Source organism: Stappia sp. P2PMeth1, from assembly GCF_900185735.1.
In the GTDB taxonomy this organism is placed as follows: domain Bacteria; phylum Pseudomonadota; class Alphaproteobacteria; order Rhizobiales; family Stappiaceae; genus Stappia.
The window spans coordinates 20,568-33,816 of record NZ_FYAW01000019.1 but is presented as its reverse complement, the minus strand read 5'-3'; the positions used below and the strand labels follow the sequence as shown (position 1 = coordinate 33,816).

Here is a 13,249-nt window from a genome sequence, read left to right as displayed (position 1 = left end):
CCGTCAGGCGGGCGGCAGCGCCGCCAGGTCGCGGTGGCCGACATGGGCCGCGAGCTCCCTGCGGCCGACCTGCGCCTGGCGCAGGGCCAGCCAGTCGGCGAGCGCCGTATCCGCCGCGCCCCTGTCCCGCGCCGCCTCGGCCCAGCCCCCCACCAGCATCTTCAGGAAATCTGTTTCGCCGGGCAGCGCCTGCCAGTCGGCAGCGCCCTCGTGCGTGCGATATCCCTGCGCACGGAAGGTTGCGGTCGCATGCGCATGCGCGCCCGGCCCCAGCGCCGGGCCGAAGCCCTTGTCGCGGCCCTGATGGGTCCGCAGCGCCGCATGCACCGTCTCGTCGAAGGGGTGCTCTGGTGCCAGCGACTGCCGCCCGTCATAGGTCAGCATGGCGAGGAAGGGCAGGGCGCGGCGGGCCAGCGTCCGCGCCAGCCGGTCGATCCAACCGGCCGAGACGAGGTCGAGAAAGGCCGATGTCGTCACCGCGTCGATGCCGGACAGCAGTTCCGCGGAGAGGCCCGGCGCCAGGTCGGCGGCGACCACCTCGGCCGCCAGCCCGTCCCGCTCGGCCATCTCGCGGGCCAGTGCCAGCAGCGCCGGATCGTGTTCGGCGAGCCGCCAGCTCGTGGCAAAGCGCAGATGCGGATGCAGCGCCCGCATCGTCGCGCCGGTCCCCGCGCCAAGGTCGAGGATGACCAGCGGCGCGTCGCCCCTGGCCTTGGCGCGTCTCTCCAGATGATCGAGAAAGGCCTTGCGCACGGCCGTGTTGCGGGCGCGCAGGTCCGCCGGCTCGCGCGCCGACAGCCACACGCCGGAAAAGCCGCTCATCGCCCGATCTCCGCGATCAGCGCGGCGAGCCGCCGTGCCTGCTCCGGCCAGCCCGGCAGGCCTTGCGCATGGGCGCGCGCCGCCCGCGCCAGGCTCTGGCGCAGCGCCGCGTCTTCGGCGAGCCGCCGGATCGCCGCGCCGACAGAAGCCGCATCGCCCGCCTCGCACAGGATGCCCGCCGCCGCCGGCACGGTGTCGCGCACCGCGCCCGCGCCGGTCGCCACCACCGGCAGGCCGTGCGCCATCGCCTCGACAAAGGCCATGCCATAGCCCTCGTAGAGCGTGGTCAGCACGAACAGGTCCGCCTGGGCATAGAGCGCGTCGAGCGCCGCGCGGCCGAGCGCGCCATGCAGCCGCACCCGCTGCGACAGGCCAAGCCGTTCGATCGTCGCGCGCACGCTCGCCGCATGGGCGGGATCGAACTCGCCGCTGCCGGCGATGTCCAGCGTCACCGCCGGGTCGTCGATCTGCGCCAGCGCGGCCAGCAGCGTCGGGTGGTCCTTGCGCGGCACCAGCGAGCCGACCGACAGCAGGCAGAACGGCTCGCCCGGCCGCCGGACCCGCGCTACCGGCGCCGCGGGCAGCACCAGGCCCGGCTCCAGCACGCTCACCTTCGCGCTTGGCACGCCGAATTCGGCGGTGACGGCGGCGGCCGTCGCCGGGCTCGTCGTCACCACATGGCGGGCCAGCGCCAGCGCGCGCCGTTCGCTCGCCGCAAGCTCCGCCGCCCGCGCCGGCGGCAGGCCGCTCTCATGCGCCAGCGGATGGTGCACCAAGGCGATCAGCCGCAGCCGCCGCGCCTGCGGGGCGGCAATGGCGTCCATCACCCCGAAGGCCAGCCCGTCGATCATTACCGCTTCGCCGTCGGCGAGCCCGGAAAGCAGCGCCGCACCCGCCTCAAGCGTCGCCGGGGAGGGCGCCGGATAGCCCTCGCCCAGCGTTGCCGCCGTGACCTGCGTCCCCGTCGCCGCCAGCGCCGCCAGCAGCTCGCGGTCATAGACATAGCCGCCGGTCGGCGTCTCCAGCCGGCCGGGATAGAGGAAGGCGAGGCGCCCCGCCGGCATCACAGAGTGCCTTCGTACCAGGCCCGCGCCGCGTGGGATTCGTGCAGCGTCACCCGGATCGAGGACAGCTCGCCGGCGGGCCGGCCGAGCCGGTTCTCCCGCGCCGCCCGCGCCAGCGCCTCGAAGATATGCCGGCTCAGGAACTCCGTGGTGGTGTTCCGGCCCTTGAACTCCGGCACCTCGTCGAGGTTGCGGTAGTTCAGCGGCGCCAGCGTTTCCTTCAGCACCTCATGGGCGCGGCCGATGTCGATGACGATGCCGTTCGCGTCGAGCTCCGGCGAGAAGAACGCGGCATCGACGACGAAGGTCGCCCCGTGCAGCCGCTGCGCGGGGCCGAACACCTCGCCCGTGAACGAATGGGCGATCATGATGTGGTCGCGGACTTCGACGGCATGCATCTGTCGGGGTCTCCTGCTGAAAGGTGCGGCCGGACCGGCCGGGGGAGGGGGCGAGCGTGTCGGCGGGATCTTGCGGAAGAATGCGCCCTCTTCAGGGCGCTGCCGGCGGTGCCTCGTCGTCATGGCGGATCGGCTGGGCCAGCACCGGCACCCGGCCGGCGAAGATCTCCGGCAGCCGGGCGGGCGCCTCCTCGATGGAAATCGGCGGCGCGATCAGCGCGTCGAGCGCCGGGTCGCGCAGCAGCGCCAGCGCTGTCTCCAGGCGGCGGCGATAGGTCCAGCGCGCCTGCCGGTCGGGCGGCAGGCTGCCGACCTGGCTGGAGCGCAGCGTCAGCCGCCGGCTGTGGAAGCCGCCGCCCAGATGCGCCGTGACCGGGGCCGTGCCGTACCAGCTCATCTCCACCACCTTCGCTTCCGCTCCGGCCAGGGAAAGCGCCGTGTCGAGGCCGGACGGGTGGCCGGAGGCGTGGAAGACGAGGTCCTGGTCGGGCGGCGCCTCGCCGGGGCGGGCGAAATTCGCGCCGAGGCTGCGCGCCGGGCGCTCCTTCGCCGGATCGATGTCGACCACCGTCACCTGCGTCCCCGGCAGCCGGGCGGCGAGAGAGGCGACCAGCAGTCCGACGACCCCGCCGCCGACGACGGCGATGCGGTCTCCGGGCGCCGCGCCCCCGTCCCACAGTCCGTTGAGCGCGGTCTCCATATTGGCGGCAAGGATCGCGCGGAGCGGCGGCACGTCCGCCGGCACCGGCACCGCTGCCGTGCCGGCGACGACGAAGCGGTCCTGATGCGGATGCAGCACGAACACGGTCTCGCCGGCCCGCGCCGGATCGCCGCCGGCGATCTCGCCGACACAGGCATAGCCATACTTGACCGGAAACGGGAACTCGCCCGCCTGGAACGGCGCGCGCATGCGCTGCCATTCGCTTTCGGGCACCGCGCCGGTGAAGACCAGCCGCTCGGTCCCCAGACTGACGCCGCTCCACAGGCTGCGCACGACGACCTCGCCCGCCAGCGGCCGGCGCAGCGCTTCCTGGCGCAGTTCCAGCCGCCCCGGACCCGTGGTCCAGAGCGCCCGCGCGGAATACGGGTCCTTGCCGGGAGTGCTGCGCTGCGTCACAAATCCTCCTTAGTCCGGCGCAACGTATAGCGCAACGGACGGGGCGGGGCATCCGCCATCGCCGGCCTCGCACAACAGGGTTGCGTATCATGCGTCAGACCGGGTCGCCGACCTGCCTTGCGCCGGAGACCTCCGGCGACGCGGCCCCTGCGCCGGAGACCTCCGGCGACGCTGCCCCTGCGCCGGGTCCCGATGCCGCGCGGCTGGCGCGCCGGCGCGCGGTCTTCGCCGCCCTGGTGCTTGCCACCATCGCCGGATTGACCGCCCTGCTCGGCCTCGCCTTTGCCGGCGACGGCACGATCACCTGGGGCGAGTGGCTGATGATCGGCTGCTTCCTGCTGACCCTGCCCTGGACGGCGATCGGCTTCTGGAACGCGGTGATCGGCCTTGCCGTCCTGCGGCTGTCGCGCGATCCGCTCGCCAGCGTCTCGACCCTGCGCCCGGGCGATGCCGCCGGCGACAGCACCGCCTCCACCGCGATCCTCTCCTGCATCCGCAACGAGGACGTGGACGACGTCGCCGCCTCGCTCGATGCGATGGCGGCGGATCTGGTGCGCTCTGGCCGCGCCGCCGGCTTTGCCCTCTATGTCCTCAGCGACACCGATGACGCGGAGATCGCCGCCCGCGAGGAGCGCGCCTTTGCCGCGCTCGCCGCGCGCTGGGCGGGCCGTCTGCCGGTTCTCTACCGCCGCCGGGCGGAAAATCCCGGCTTCAAGGCCGGCAACATCCGCGATTTTCTCGAGCGCTGGGGCGCCGCGCATGACTATGCCATCGTGCTCGATGCCGACAGTTTCCTGTCGGCGCGGACGATGCTCGACCTCACCGCGCGGATGGATGCCAACCCGCGCGTCGGCATCCTGCAGACCCTCGTCGTCGGCCTGCCGGCGACGAGCGCCTTTGCCCGCATCTTCCAGTTCGGCATGCGCCTCGGCATGCGCTCCTACACGCTCGGCAGCGCCTGGTGGCAGGGCGATTGCGGTCCCTATTGGGGCCACAACGCCATCCTGCGCCTTGCCCCCTTCGCCGAACATTGCGACCTGCCGCGGCTGCCGGGCGCCGGGCCGCTGTCCGGCTGGGTGCTGAGCCACGACCAGGTCGAGGCGGTGCTGATGCGCCGCGCCGGCTACGAGGTCCGCGTGCTGCCGCTGGAGGGCGAGAGCTTCGAGGAGAACCCGCCCAACCTGCTGGAGTTCATCCGCCGCGAGCTGCGCTGGTGCCAGGGCAATCTGCAATATCTGAAGCTGCTCGGCCTGCCGGATCTCAAGCCGGTCAGCCGGGTGCAACTGGTGCTGGCGATCCTGATGTTCGTCTCCGCCCCGGCCTGGCTCGCCTTCATGGCGACCGGCGCGGCGCTGGTCGCCTTCGGCACCGGCGAACTGATCCGCGTCGACCTGACGGCGGGCTTCGCGCTGTTCGTCATCGTCCTGACGATGATCTTCGCGCCGAAGATTGCGACCTGTCTCGACATCCTGGCCGATCGCCGGCAGCGCGCCGCCTTTGGCGGCGGCCTGCGCGTTGCGGCAAGCTGGCTGACCGAGCTGGTCTTCTCCATGCTGATGGCGCCGGTCATTGCGGTTGCCGTCACCCTGTTCATCGCCGGCCTGCCCTTCGGCAAGGCCATCGGCTGGGGCGCGCAGATCCGCGACACCCGCACCCTGCCGCTCGGCCTGTGCGCGGCCAAGCTCTGGCCGCAGACCCTGTTCGGCCTGGCCGGCGTCGGCTTCGCCCTCGCGCTCACGCCGGGTCTCGTCTGGCCGCTGCTGCCGGTCGTCCTCGGCCCGGCGCTGGCGATCCCGCTGGCGCGCCTGACCTCGGGCAAGGCGGCCGGCCGGCTGGCGCTCGCCTCGCGCCTGTGGCGCCTGCCGGAGGAGATCGCCCCGCCGCCCTGCCTGCTGCCGCTGCGCCTTCCCGCCCATGCCCTGCTCGGCGTCGCCTTTGCCGGGTCGGAGGCCGCATCCGGCGCCGGCCTCTCCGTGGATCTGGTTCGCGCCGAGGGCTGAGGCGCGCCGCCCGCTGCCCTATCGCTACAGGATCGCCCAGCGGATCAGGCTCGCCACCGCGAACAGGGTCAAGACGCCGGCCAGCCACAGGCCGGCGAACCAGGCGAGCCGCAGATGGAGCGGCCGCTCCGGCCCGTTTCGCCTCATCAGTGATAGCCCTCGCCGGGGCGCACCTTGCCGCGAAACACCCAATAGGCATAGGCGGTATAGGCGAGGATCATCGGGATCAGCACCGCCGCCCCGACCAGCAGGAATTTCAGCGAACTGTCCGGCGCTGCGGCCTCCCACAGGGTGATCGAGGTCGGCACCACATAGGGGAACAGGCTCACGCCGAGCCCGATGAAGGTGACGAGGAACAGGCCGAGGCTCGCCAGGAACGGCACCGCGTCGCGGCCGGAGCGCAGGCTGGCGAACAGCAGCGCGGCGAGCGCCAGCACCATCAGCGGCACCGGCGCGGTGTAGACGATCTGCGGGAACTCGAACCAGCGCGCGGCGAATTGCGGATGCAGCGAGGGGGTCCACAGGCTGACGATGCCGATCATCACCAGCAGCAGGCTGCCGGTGACCATCGCCTTGCCGCGGAAATGTTCCTGCATCGGTCCCTCGCATTTCCACACCAGCCAGGTGGCGCCGAGCAGCGCGTAGCCGGTGGCGACGGCGATGCCGGTGAAGACCGAGAACGGCGTCAGCCAGTCCAGCCAGCCGCCGGCATAGGCCCGGCCCTCGACCTCGATCCCCTGGATGATGGCGCCGAGCGCGATACCCTGCGCCAGCGCCGCGATCAGCGATCCGAGGAAGAAGGCGATGTCCCAGATCCATTGCCGCTCGGGGCGCGCCTTGAAGCGGAATTCGAAGACGACGCCGCGGAACACCAGTCCGATCAGCATCGCCATGATCGGCGCGTAGAGCGCCGGCATCAGCACCGCATAGGCGAGCGGGAACACCGCATAGAGCCCGCCGCCGCCCAGCACCAGCCAGGTCTCGTTGCCGTCCCACACCGGCGCGACGGAGTTCATCATCACGTCGCGCTCGGTCTTGGAGCGGGCGAGCGGGAACAGGATCCCGAGGCCGAGGTCGAAGCCGTCGAGCACCACATAGAGGAACACCGCGGTGGCGATCAGCAGCGCCCAGATCAGGGCGAGATCGAAGATCATGGCTTACCTCCGCCGGTTCGGGTTGACGTCGGCGACATAGGCGGGGGCGGGGGTGACGCCGGCGGCGCGGGTCGGCTCGCCCGCCTCCGGCCCCTCGGCGTCGCCACCCGGTGTCTTGGCCATCGACCGCAGCAGGTAGCCGGTGCCGATGCCGAAGACGATGAAATAGACGACGATGAAGACCGCCAGCGAGGTCGCCACCGCCGGCGCGTCGACCGGCGAGATGCTGTCGCTGGTGCGCAGCAGCCCATAGACCGTATAGGGCTGGCGGCCGACCTCGGTGGTGATCCAGCCGGCCAGCACGGCGATGAAGCCGGTCGGCCCCATCGCCACCACCGCCCGGTGGAAGACCGGCGTGTCGGCGAGCCGCCCGCGCCGGCGCAGATAGAGGCTCCACAGCCCGATCGCCAGCATCAGGAAGCCGATGCCGACCATGATGCGGAAGGAGAAGAACACGATCGTCGCGTTTGGCCAGTCCTCGCGCGGGAAGTCCTTCAGCCCCGGCACCCGGCCGTCCAGCGAATGGGTGAGGATCAGGCTGCCGAGCTTCGGCACCTCGATCTTGTAGCGGGTTTCCGCCGCCGCCATGTCGGGAATGCCGAAGAGGATCAGCGGCGCGCCGGTCTCGCCGTCGAAATGGCCTTCCATCGCGGCGATCTTCGCCGGCTGGTGCTCCAGCGTGTTGAGCCCGTGCATGTCGCCGGCAACGATCTGCACCGGCGTCACCAGCACCGCCATCCACATCGCCATCGACAGCATCACCTTCGCGCCCTCGTTGGCGCGGTCCTTGAGCAGGTGCCAGGCGCCGACCGCGCCGACCACGAAGGCGGTGGTCAGATAGGCCGCCAGCATCATGTGGACGAAGCGATAGGGGAAGGAGGGGTTGAAGACGATCTCGAACCAGTTTTCCGGCACGAACTGGCCGGCCTCGTTGATCGCATAGCCGGCCGGCGTGTGCATCCAACTGTTGACCGACAGGATCCAGAAGCCCGACATCGCCGTGCCGATGGCGACCATCGCGGTCGCCATGAAATGCAGCCTCGGCCCCACCCGGTTGAGCCCGAACAGCATGATGCCGAGGAAGCCGGCCTCCAGGAAGAAGGCGGACAGCACCTCGTAGCCCATCAGCGGGCCGAGCACCGGGCCGGTCTTGTCGGAAAACACCGACCAGTTGGTGCCGAACTGATAGGTCATGACGATGCCGGAGACGACGCCCATGCCGAAGGCGACGGCGAAGATCTTCAGCCAGTATTTGAACAGGGTCAGGTAGATCGCGCGGCGGGTCGTCAGCCACAGCCCTTCCAGCACCATCAGATAGCTCGCAAGGCCGATGGTGAAGGACGGGAAGATGATGTGAAACGAGACGGTGAAGGCGAACTGGAAACGCGCCAGATCGACTGCGGAAAACTCCATCTGTCGGCTCCTTCGCGGCTCTTGCCGGGTCGCCGCGGCCCCCGCTCTGCCTCGGCGAAAACAGTGGTCAGGATCACGCTGTGCCCGAGAAACTTGCGACCTCGCCGGCACTTGACCATGCGACCGATTGAAGCCCGAGCCGTGCGCCAAGGCAACCCCCGGCGGGCGGGCCGGCCGGGCGCCCGGTCCCGCCTCCGGGTTCCCCCGCCATTCTCCCGCCGCGCCCTCTGCTTTGCCGGCAGAGGAAAACAGGCGGGCGGGCCGGTGCCTTGCGGGGTTTTGACTCTGGCGCGAATCGGCGCAAGACTTCGTTAACCATTTCGGCGGCGGCAGGTCCGGCCTGCCGCGGAATTGTTGGGGAACGTCATGTCCGCATTTGTTCAGTCACTGCCGACCCTGAACGACAGCCTGCGTTTTGCCGAGCAGCATGTCGGGGATATCCTCTACACGCCGAGGTCGCCGGACGGCGCCGCCTATCGCTTCATCGTCCGTGGCAGCGGCCGTTTCGGCAACGGTGCCCGCAGCAGCCGCCCCTGCGAGGTGCTGGCCGCCACCCGCCGCGAGGCGGAGCTGCGCCGGTTGCATGCGGTCGCCACCAGCATCGCGCAATATCTGGAAGAGCGGATCGCCGCCGAAAGCCCGCTCGCCGCCGAGTGAGGACCGTCCCTCAGGCCCAGGTCCGCTCCAGCACCGACAGCCAGTTCTTCCAGGCGATCTTCTCGATCAGCTCCTCGCCGTAGCCCGCCTCGCGGAAGGCCTGCAGCAGCGCCGGCAGGCCGGCGACGTCGCCGATGGCGCGCGGCACCATGCAGCCGTCGAAATCCGAGCCGAGCGCCACCCCGTCCTCGCCGAGCCGCGAGATCAGGTGGTCCATGTGCCGCACCATCACCGAAAGCGGCGTGTCGGAGACATTGGCCCCGTCCGGCCGCAGGAAGGCGACGTGGAAGTTGAGCCCGACGACGCCGCCGCTCTCGGCGATGGCGTCGAGCTGCCGGTCGGTCAGGTTGCGCGCCGAGGGGCAGACCGCATGGGCGTTGGAATGGGTGGCGACCAGCGGCCGGTCGGTGAGCGCGGCGACGTCCCAGAAGCCTTTCTCGGTGATATGCGACAGGTCGACCATGATCTTCAGCCGGTTGCAGGCGCGCACCAGCTCCTTGCCCGCCGCCGTCAGCCCCGGTCCGGTGTCGGGGGAGGAGGGGCAGGTCATCGGCACCCCGTCGCCGAAGATGTTCGGCCGGCTCCACACCGGCCCGAGCGAGCGCAGGCCGGCGGCGTGCAGCACCTCCAGGGCGGTCAGCTCGGCATCGATCGCCTCGGCGCCTTCCACATGCAGCACCATGGCGAGCTTTTTCGCCGCCATCGCCGCGCGGATCTCGGCCGCATCCCGGCAGATCGCCACCTCCCCGGCGCTCTCGCGTTCCAGCCGCAGCGCGCGGGCCAGCAGCCGCAGCGTGAAGGCCAGCGCCTCCGGCTGGGCGACTTCGGCGAAATTCGCCGGGTCGTCCGGGTCGTAGCGCAGCTTCAGCGCCTCGCCGAGCTGCGAGGGCACATACATGGCGAACAGCCCGCCGGCGAATCGGCCCTTTCGGGCGCGCGGCAGGTCGATATGGTCGCGCGCGGCGCGCTCGAAGAAGGAGCGCTCGCGGGCCGTGCCGGCGCCGAGCTCCAGCTTGAGCAGCGTGTCGTTATGGCCGTCGAAGACGGGGATCTGGCTCATGCGGATGCGGTCCTGGGAGAGGGCGGGTGGGCGGGTGGGCGGGCGCGAGTGTCGCCGCCCCGCCGCCGCAACGCAAGAGGGGGGGGCGTCAGGCGGCGCGCCGCTCCGGGAACAGGCTCGCGAGCCCGTCGGCGCTTGCCGCGCAGATGCCGCGCTCGGTGATCAGGCTGGTGACCAGCCGCGCCGGCGTCACGTCGAAGGCCGGGTTTGCCGCCTCCGTCGTCGGCGGGGTGACGGCGACGGTCTCGACCCGCCCGTCCTGCGTCAGGCCGGTCAGATGCGTCACCTCGCGCCCCGAGCGCTCCTCGATCGGGATCTCGCGCAAGCCGTCGCGGACGCTCCAGTCGATGGTCGAGGAGGGCAGGGCGACATGGAACGGCACGCCGTTGTCATGGGCGGCGAGCGCCTTGAGGTAGGTGCCGATCTTGTTGCAGACATCGCCCGTCGCCGTGGTGCGGTCGGTGCCGACGATCACCATGTCGACCAGCCCGTGCTGCATCAGGTGGCCGCCGGCATTGTCGACCACCAGCCGATGCGGCACTCCGTGCCGGCCGAGTTCCCAGGCGGTCAGCCCGGCGCCCTGGTTGCGCGGCCGCGTCTCGTCGACCCACACATGCACCGGAATGCCGGCATCGTGCGCCTGGTAGATCGGCGAGGTCGCCGTGCCCCAGTCGACGGTCGCCAGCCACCCGGCATTGCAATGGGTGAGGATGTTGACCGGCTCGCCTTTGCCCTTGTCCTGGTTCTTGCGCGCGGCGATCTCGCGGATGAGCGTCAGCCCGTGCCGGCCGATCGCGTGGTTGACCGCGACATCCTCCTCGCAGATCTCGCTAGCCTTCGCCCAGGCGGCGGCCGCGCGCTGGTCTTCGGCCAGCGGCGCCACCCGTGCGGTCACCGCGTCGAGCGCCCAGCGCAGGTTGATCGCCGTCGGCCGGGTCGCGGCCAGCAGGGCGGCGGCCTTTGCCAGGCCCGCATCGGAAGGATCGCGCGCCAGCGCCATGGCGAGGCCATAGGCGGCGGTGGCGCCGATCAGCGGCGCGCCGCGCACCCACATGTCGCGGATCGCCGTGGCGGCGGCGTCCAGCGTCGCCAGTTCCGTGGTGACGAAACCGTGCGGCAGCCGCGTCTGGTCGATGATATGCACCGACCGGCCATGCTCTGCCGGCCAGATGGAGCGGTGGGCAACGCCGTCGATCTTCATGACATCTCCGTACCGATGGGGCCGATCCCTGTCGGGGAGGTAAAGCATGTTTTCGCCGTGTCCACCACCTGCGGGCGAAAAGACGCCACTCAAAAGCGCATGCGAAAAGGGCGGGGTCCTCGCGAACCCCGCCCTTCTAATCCTTCGCGGCCGAGGCCTCAGGCGGTTTCGGTCAGCACCGCCTCGAAGCCCTCGAACTCCGGCGGCCCGAGATAGAGCGGCTTGTTGTCGCCCGCGCCCTTGTGCGCGTCGCGGAACGCCTGGCTCTTGGTCCAGGCGAGGAAGGCATCCTTGTCCCGCCAGATCGTGTGCGAGGCATAGAGCGTGTGGTCCTCGCGGTCCGGGCCCTTCAGCAGGTGGAACTCGACGAAGCCGTCCATCTCCGCAAGGCGCCGCTCGCGGTTGCGCCACACTTCCTCGAAGGCGTCCTCGTTGCCGGACTTCACGCGGAAGCGGTTCATCGCAATATACATCAGACAGTGTCTCCCTCTTCTGATCCTGGCCCCTGCGGGGCAAGGTGGACCGGTATCCGCGCGCCGACAAGGTGGTCCTGCAAGGCCTTGCGGAACGCGGTCTGGCCGGTGCTGCGCAGCGGCACGAACGGCTTGTTGAGCTTCTGGCAGATCTTCTTGGCCCGCAGGCAGGCGTCGTGGCTGACGCAATTCACCGGGCAGAAGACGCAGTCGACCGACGGCAGCAGGTGGTCGAGCCGCTGCGGCGCGTCCTCGACGCCGCCGTCATGATGGACGAAGGTGGTGTTGAACGCCTCGGCGATGCCGCGCAGCCGGTCGCGGTGGCCATGCATGCCGCCGACATAGAGGATCGCCTTGGGCCGTGCGGCCTCGCCCGCCGGCACCGGCGCGTTGTGCGCCATCGCCGCCCTGGCCGCCGCACTGGCCGCCCCACTGGCCGCCCCATTGACCATCATGCCTGTCGGCTGCGGCGCCGGGCGCCGCGTCTCGCCGCCGATCTCGCGTAGCCGCTCCTCGGCCTGGCGCGCCCGCACCCGCGCCGATTGCAGCGCCCGTCCGGCCTTCTCGAGCCGCCGGCGCAGCGTCGCCGCCTCCGGCGCGGTGTCGCCGGTCTCCGGCAGGCGTGCCTCCTCCGCCGCCCGTCCGGCCTTGAGCCTTGCCAGCGCCGCGCGCAAGTCGGCGAGCTCCCGGTCGCGCTGGACGAGCGCCTCGCGCAGGCCCGCCTCCACCCGCCGTGCCCGCTCCTCGGCCTCCTGCAACTGGTCGCGCAGGGTCGCCGCCTCCTCGTTCTTCTGGCGGAACGAGGCGCCGGCCAGGTGCGACCACATATGCACCTCGCCGAAGATCCGTGCGCGCAAGGCGCCCGGCACGTGCTGGTGGGTCATGAAGGCCCAATAGGCCGGGCCGACCTGGCCGCGGTCGCACATGTCGCGCCACAGCGCGTCCAGCTCCGCGGCGCTGCGGGCGCGGCCGACCCGGCGCAGTGCGCCCTCGTAACGGCCGTCGAGCAGTTTCTGGAAGGCGCGGGTGAAGGCGCAGTCGGTGGTCGACAGGCGCACGAAATGGCCGTGCACGTCGTAGTCGGGCGTGTCGGGGGCAACGTCGATGCCGACCTTGCGGGCGATGCGGCGCAGGTCCGCGACGCTGGCACAGGTGCCGACGATGGAACAGTGGACGCTGTCGCCCTGCTCCCACAGGCAGATCCGCCGGCGTCCGGCCTGGGCATCGCCCCCGGCCTCCTCGCAGGCGAAAGGGGCACGTCCCGAATGGGCGGCGACCGCATCCTCGATCGCCTTTCGCAGCTTGTCATCCCTGGCGCACATGGAGCCGTGCCCCTCCCGAAACAGGTTGAAAACGCTTGGTCACGATTTGGCTTGGTCAAGAGCGTGGCTTGCTGGCCGTCGAGGGAGTGGACGGGGAGCTGGCTGGCGCTTGGATCTCCGTTTGTCCTCTCCGGGCACAGCGAGAGGCGAAACGGACATTGCCTTTCCTATAAAACATGAGTATTTCAGTCAAGAATATTCTTGCGAACGGTTCGCAAGTTTAGAGCAATTCCAAACCGCGGACGGAAGAACCGGAGTTTCCGGCCATTTCGCCCAAGGACCAAGCGATCGAAGGAGCAAGTCGATCATGTCCCAGTCTGCGACCCCCGCCCATCAGGTCCAAGCTGCCGCTTATCGCCGGTCGCGCAGCCAGCAGCGCACCCTGACCCTGCCGAAAACGGCGAAGGTCGTCCAGGAACCGTTGGAACTCGACAGCTCCGCCCTGTTTCAGGGCGCCCGCGAGGTCCATATCCGTCACAAGGACATGGTCTACCGCCTCTCGATCACCCGATTCGAGAAGCTGCTGCTGACCAAATAGGCCTCCTGCCGCGAGCCCTCCCCCGCGAGT

General features: G+C 70.6%; 14 protein-coding genes. 3 read left to right on the top strand and 11 right to left on the bottom strand.

The window, feature by feature from the left end; genetic code table 11:
- Window positions 1-3: 3 nt before the first annotated feature.
- From P2PM1_RS11170 to P2PM1_RS11155, 4 genes are all read right to left on the bottom strand, one after another.
- The gene (locus tag P2PM1_RS11170; protein WP_186399115.1) at window positions 4-822 is read right to left on the bottom strand and encodes a class I SAM-dependent methyltransferase; all 819 of its coding nucleotides are present in this window, start codon (window positions 820-822) and stop codon (window positions 4-6) included.
- Window positions 819-1,886 (bottom strand): glycosyltransferase family 4 protein, encoded by a 1,068-nt coding sequence (locus P2PM1_RS11165; RefSeq protein ID WP_186399114.1) that lies wholly within the window; start codon window positions 1,884-1,886, stop codon window positions 819-821. Before P2PM1_RS11165 ends, P2PM1_RS11170 begins: the two co-directional genes overlap by 4 nt.
- Window positions 1,886-2,284 (bottom strand): 6-carboxytetrahydropterin synthase, encoded by a 399-nt coding sequence (locus P2PM1_RS11160; RefSeq protein WP_186399113.1) that lies wholly within the window; start codon window positions 2,282-2,284, stop codon window positions 1,886-1,888. Before P2PM1_RS11160 ends, P2PM1_RS11165 begins: the two co-directional genes overlap by 1 nt.
- Before the next feature lie 91 nt (window positions 2,285-2,375).
- Window positions 2,376-3,401: a zinc-binding alcohol dehydrogenase gene (locus tag P2PM1_RS11155; RefSeq protein WP_186399112.1), complete on the bottom strand. Its 1,026-nt coding sequence runs from the start codon at window positions 3,399-3,401 to the stop codon at window positions 2,376-2,378.
- A gap of 89 nt (window positions 3,402-3,490) precedes the next feature.
- Between P2PM1_RS11155 and mdoH the strand changes: the two genes are divergently transcribed.
- Window positions 3,491-5,401: a glucans biosynthesis glucosyltransferase MdoH gene (gene mdoH, locus P2PM1_RS11150; protein ID WP_186399111.1), complete on the top strand. Its 1,911-nt coding sequence runs from the start codon at window positions 3,491-3,493 to the stop codon at window positions 5,399-5,401.
- Window positions 5,402-5,425: 24 nt separating this feature from the next.
- Here the strand turns inward: mdoH and P2PM1_RS25250 are convergent, their stop codons facing one another.
- From P2PM1_RS25250 to P2PM1_RS11140, 3 genes are read right to left on the bottom strand one after another with little or no spacing between them, the layout of a single operon-like run.
- Window positions 5,426-5,548 carry a DUF2474 domain-containing protein gene (locus P2PM1_RS25250; RefSeq protein ID WP_208985254.1) on the bottom strand — a complete coding sequence of 41 codons (123 nt, stop codon included), beginning with the start codon at window positions 5,546-5,548 and terminating at the stop codon, window positions 5,426-5,428.
- Window positions 5,548-6,555, bottom strand: a complete 1,008-nt coding sequence (cydB, locus tag P2PM1_RS11145) for a cytochrome d ubiquinol oxidase subunit II (protein WP_186399110.1) — start codon at window positions 6,553-6,555, stop codon at window positions 5,548-5,550. The genes P2PM1_RS25250 and cydB overlap by 1 nt, the downstream gene beginning before the upstream one ends.
- Window positions 6,556-6,558: 3 nt before the next feature.
- Window positions 6,559-7,968, bottom strand: a complete 1,410-nt coding sequence (locus P2PM1_RS11140) for a cytochrome ubiquinol oxidase subunit I (protein ID WP_186399109.1) — start codon at window positions 7,966-7,968, stop codon at window positions 6,559-6,561.
- Window positions 7,969-8,334: 366 nt separating this feature from the next.
- Here P2PM1_RS11140 and P2PM1_RS11135 point away from each other — a divergent pair, with 366 nt between their 5' ends.
- Entirely contained in the window at window positions 8,335-8,625 is a 291-nt protein-coding gene (locus tag P2PM1_RS11135; RefSeq protein ID WP_186388915.1) for a hypothetical protein, read from the top strand.
- A gap of 10 nt (window positions 8,626-8,635) precedes the next feature.
- Here P2PM1_RS11135 and P2PM1_RS11130 read toward each other — a convergent pair whose 3' ends face one another.
- The 4 genes from P2PM1_RS11130 to P2PM1_RS11115 all read right to left on the bottom strand — a co-directional run bounded on the left by P2PM1_RS11130 (window position 8,636) and on the right by P2PM1_RS11115 (window position 12,681).
- A complete protein-coding gene (locus tag P2PM1_RS11130) occupies window positions 8,636-9,685 on the bottom strand; it encodes a dipeptidase (RefSeq protein WP_186399108.1) in 1,050 nt (349 codons plus the stop codon).
- An 88-nt stretch (window positions 9,686-9,773) separates the two neighbouring features.
- Complete coding sequence (gene mtnA / locus P2PM1_RS11125) at window positions 9,774-10,886, bottom strand: S-methyl-5-thioribose-1-phosphate isomerase (RefSeq protein ID WP_186399107.1); 1,113 nt, start codon at window positions 10,884-10,886, stop codon at window positions 9,774-9,776.
- 158 nt (window positions 10,887-11,044) lie between these two features.
- The gene (locus P2PM1_RS11120) at window positions 11,045-11,359 is read right to left on the bottom strand and encodes an antibiotic biosynthesis monooxygenase (RefSeq protein ID WP_186388918.1); all 315 of its coding nucleotides are present in this window, start codon (window positions 11,357-11,359) and stop codon (window positions 11,045-11,047) included.
- Window positions 11,359-12,681 (bottom strand): DUF2325 domain-containing protein, encoded by a 1,323-nt coding sequence (locus P2PM1_RS11115; RefSeq protein WP_186399106.1) that lies wholly within the window; start codon window positions 12,679-12,681, stop codon window positions 11,359-11,361. Before P2PM1_RS11115 ends, P2PM1_RS11120 begins: the two co-directional genes overlap by 1 nt.
- Window positions 12,682-12,988: 307 nt before the next feature.
- On the opposite strand from P2PM1_RS11115, the gene hemP reads away from it, so the two are divergent.
- Window positions 12,989-13,219 carry a hemin uptake protein HemP gene (gene hemP / locus P2PM1_RS11110; protein WP_186388920.1) on the top strand — a complete coding sequence of 77 codons (231 nt, stop codon included), beginning with the start codon at window positions 12,989-12,991 and terminating at the stop codon, window positions 13,217-13,219.
- Window positions 13,220-13,249: the final 30 nt, after the last annotated feature.

Coding starts and splice junctions, on each gene's coding strand:
- P2PM1_RS11170 (WP_186399115.1), bottom strand. CDS start 822: ATGAGCGGCTTTTCCGGCGTGTGGCTGTCGGCGCGCGAGCCGGCGGAC.
- P2PM1_RS11165 (WP_186399114.1), bottom strand. CDS start 1,886: ATGCCGGCGGGGCGCCTCGCCTTCCTCTATCCCGGCCGGCTGGAGACG.
- P2PM1_RS11160 (WP_186399113.1), bottom strand. CDS start 2,284: ATGCATGCCGTCGAAGTCCGCGACCACATCATGATCGCCCATTCGTTC.
- mdoH (WP_186399111.1), top strand. CDS start 3,491: ATGCGTCAGACCGGGTCGCCGACCTGCCTTGCGCCGGAGACCTCCGGC.
- P2PM1_RS25250 (WP_208985254.1), bottom strand. CDS start 5,548: ATGAGGCGAAACGGGCCGGAGCGGCCGCTCCATCTGCGGCTCGCCTGG.
- cydB (WP_186399110.1), bottom strand. CDS start 6,555: ATGATCTTCGATCTCGCCCTGATCTGGGCGCTGCTGATCGCCACCGCG.
- P2PM1_RS11140 (WP_186399109.1), bottom strand. CDS start 7,968: ATGGAGTTTTCCGCAGTCGATCTGGCGCGTTTCCAGTTCGCCTTCACC.
- P2PM1_RS11135 (WP_186388915.1), top strand. CDS start 8,335: ATGTCCGCATTTGTTCAGTCACTGCCGACCCTGAACGACAGCCTGCGT.
- P2PM1_RS11130 (WP_186399108.1), bottom strand. CDS start 9,685: ATGAGCCAGATCCCCGTCTTCGACGGCCATAACGACACGCTGCTCAAG.
- mtnA (WP_186399107.1), bottom strand. CDS start 10,886: ATGAAGATCGACGGCGTTGCCCACCGCTCCATCTGGCCGGCAGAGCAT.
- P2PM1_RS11120 (WP_186388918.1), bottom strand. CDS start 11,359: ATGTATATTGCGATGAACCGCTTCCGCGTGAAGTCCGGCAACGAGGAC.
- P2PM1_RS11115 (WP_186399106.1), bottom strand. CDS start 12,681: ATGTGCGCCAGGGATGACAAGCTGCGAAAGGCGATCGAGGATGCGGTC.
- hemP (WP_186388920.1), top strand. CDS start 12,989: ATGTCCCAGTCTGCGACCCCCGCCCATCAGGTCCAAGCTGCCGCTTAT.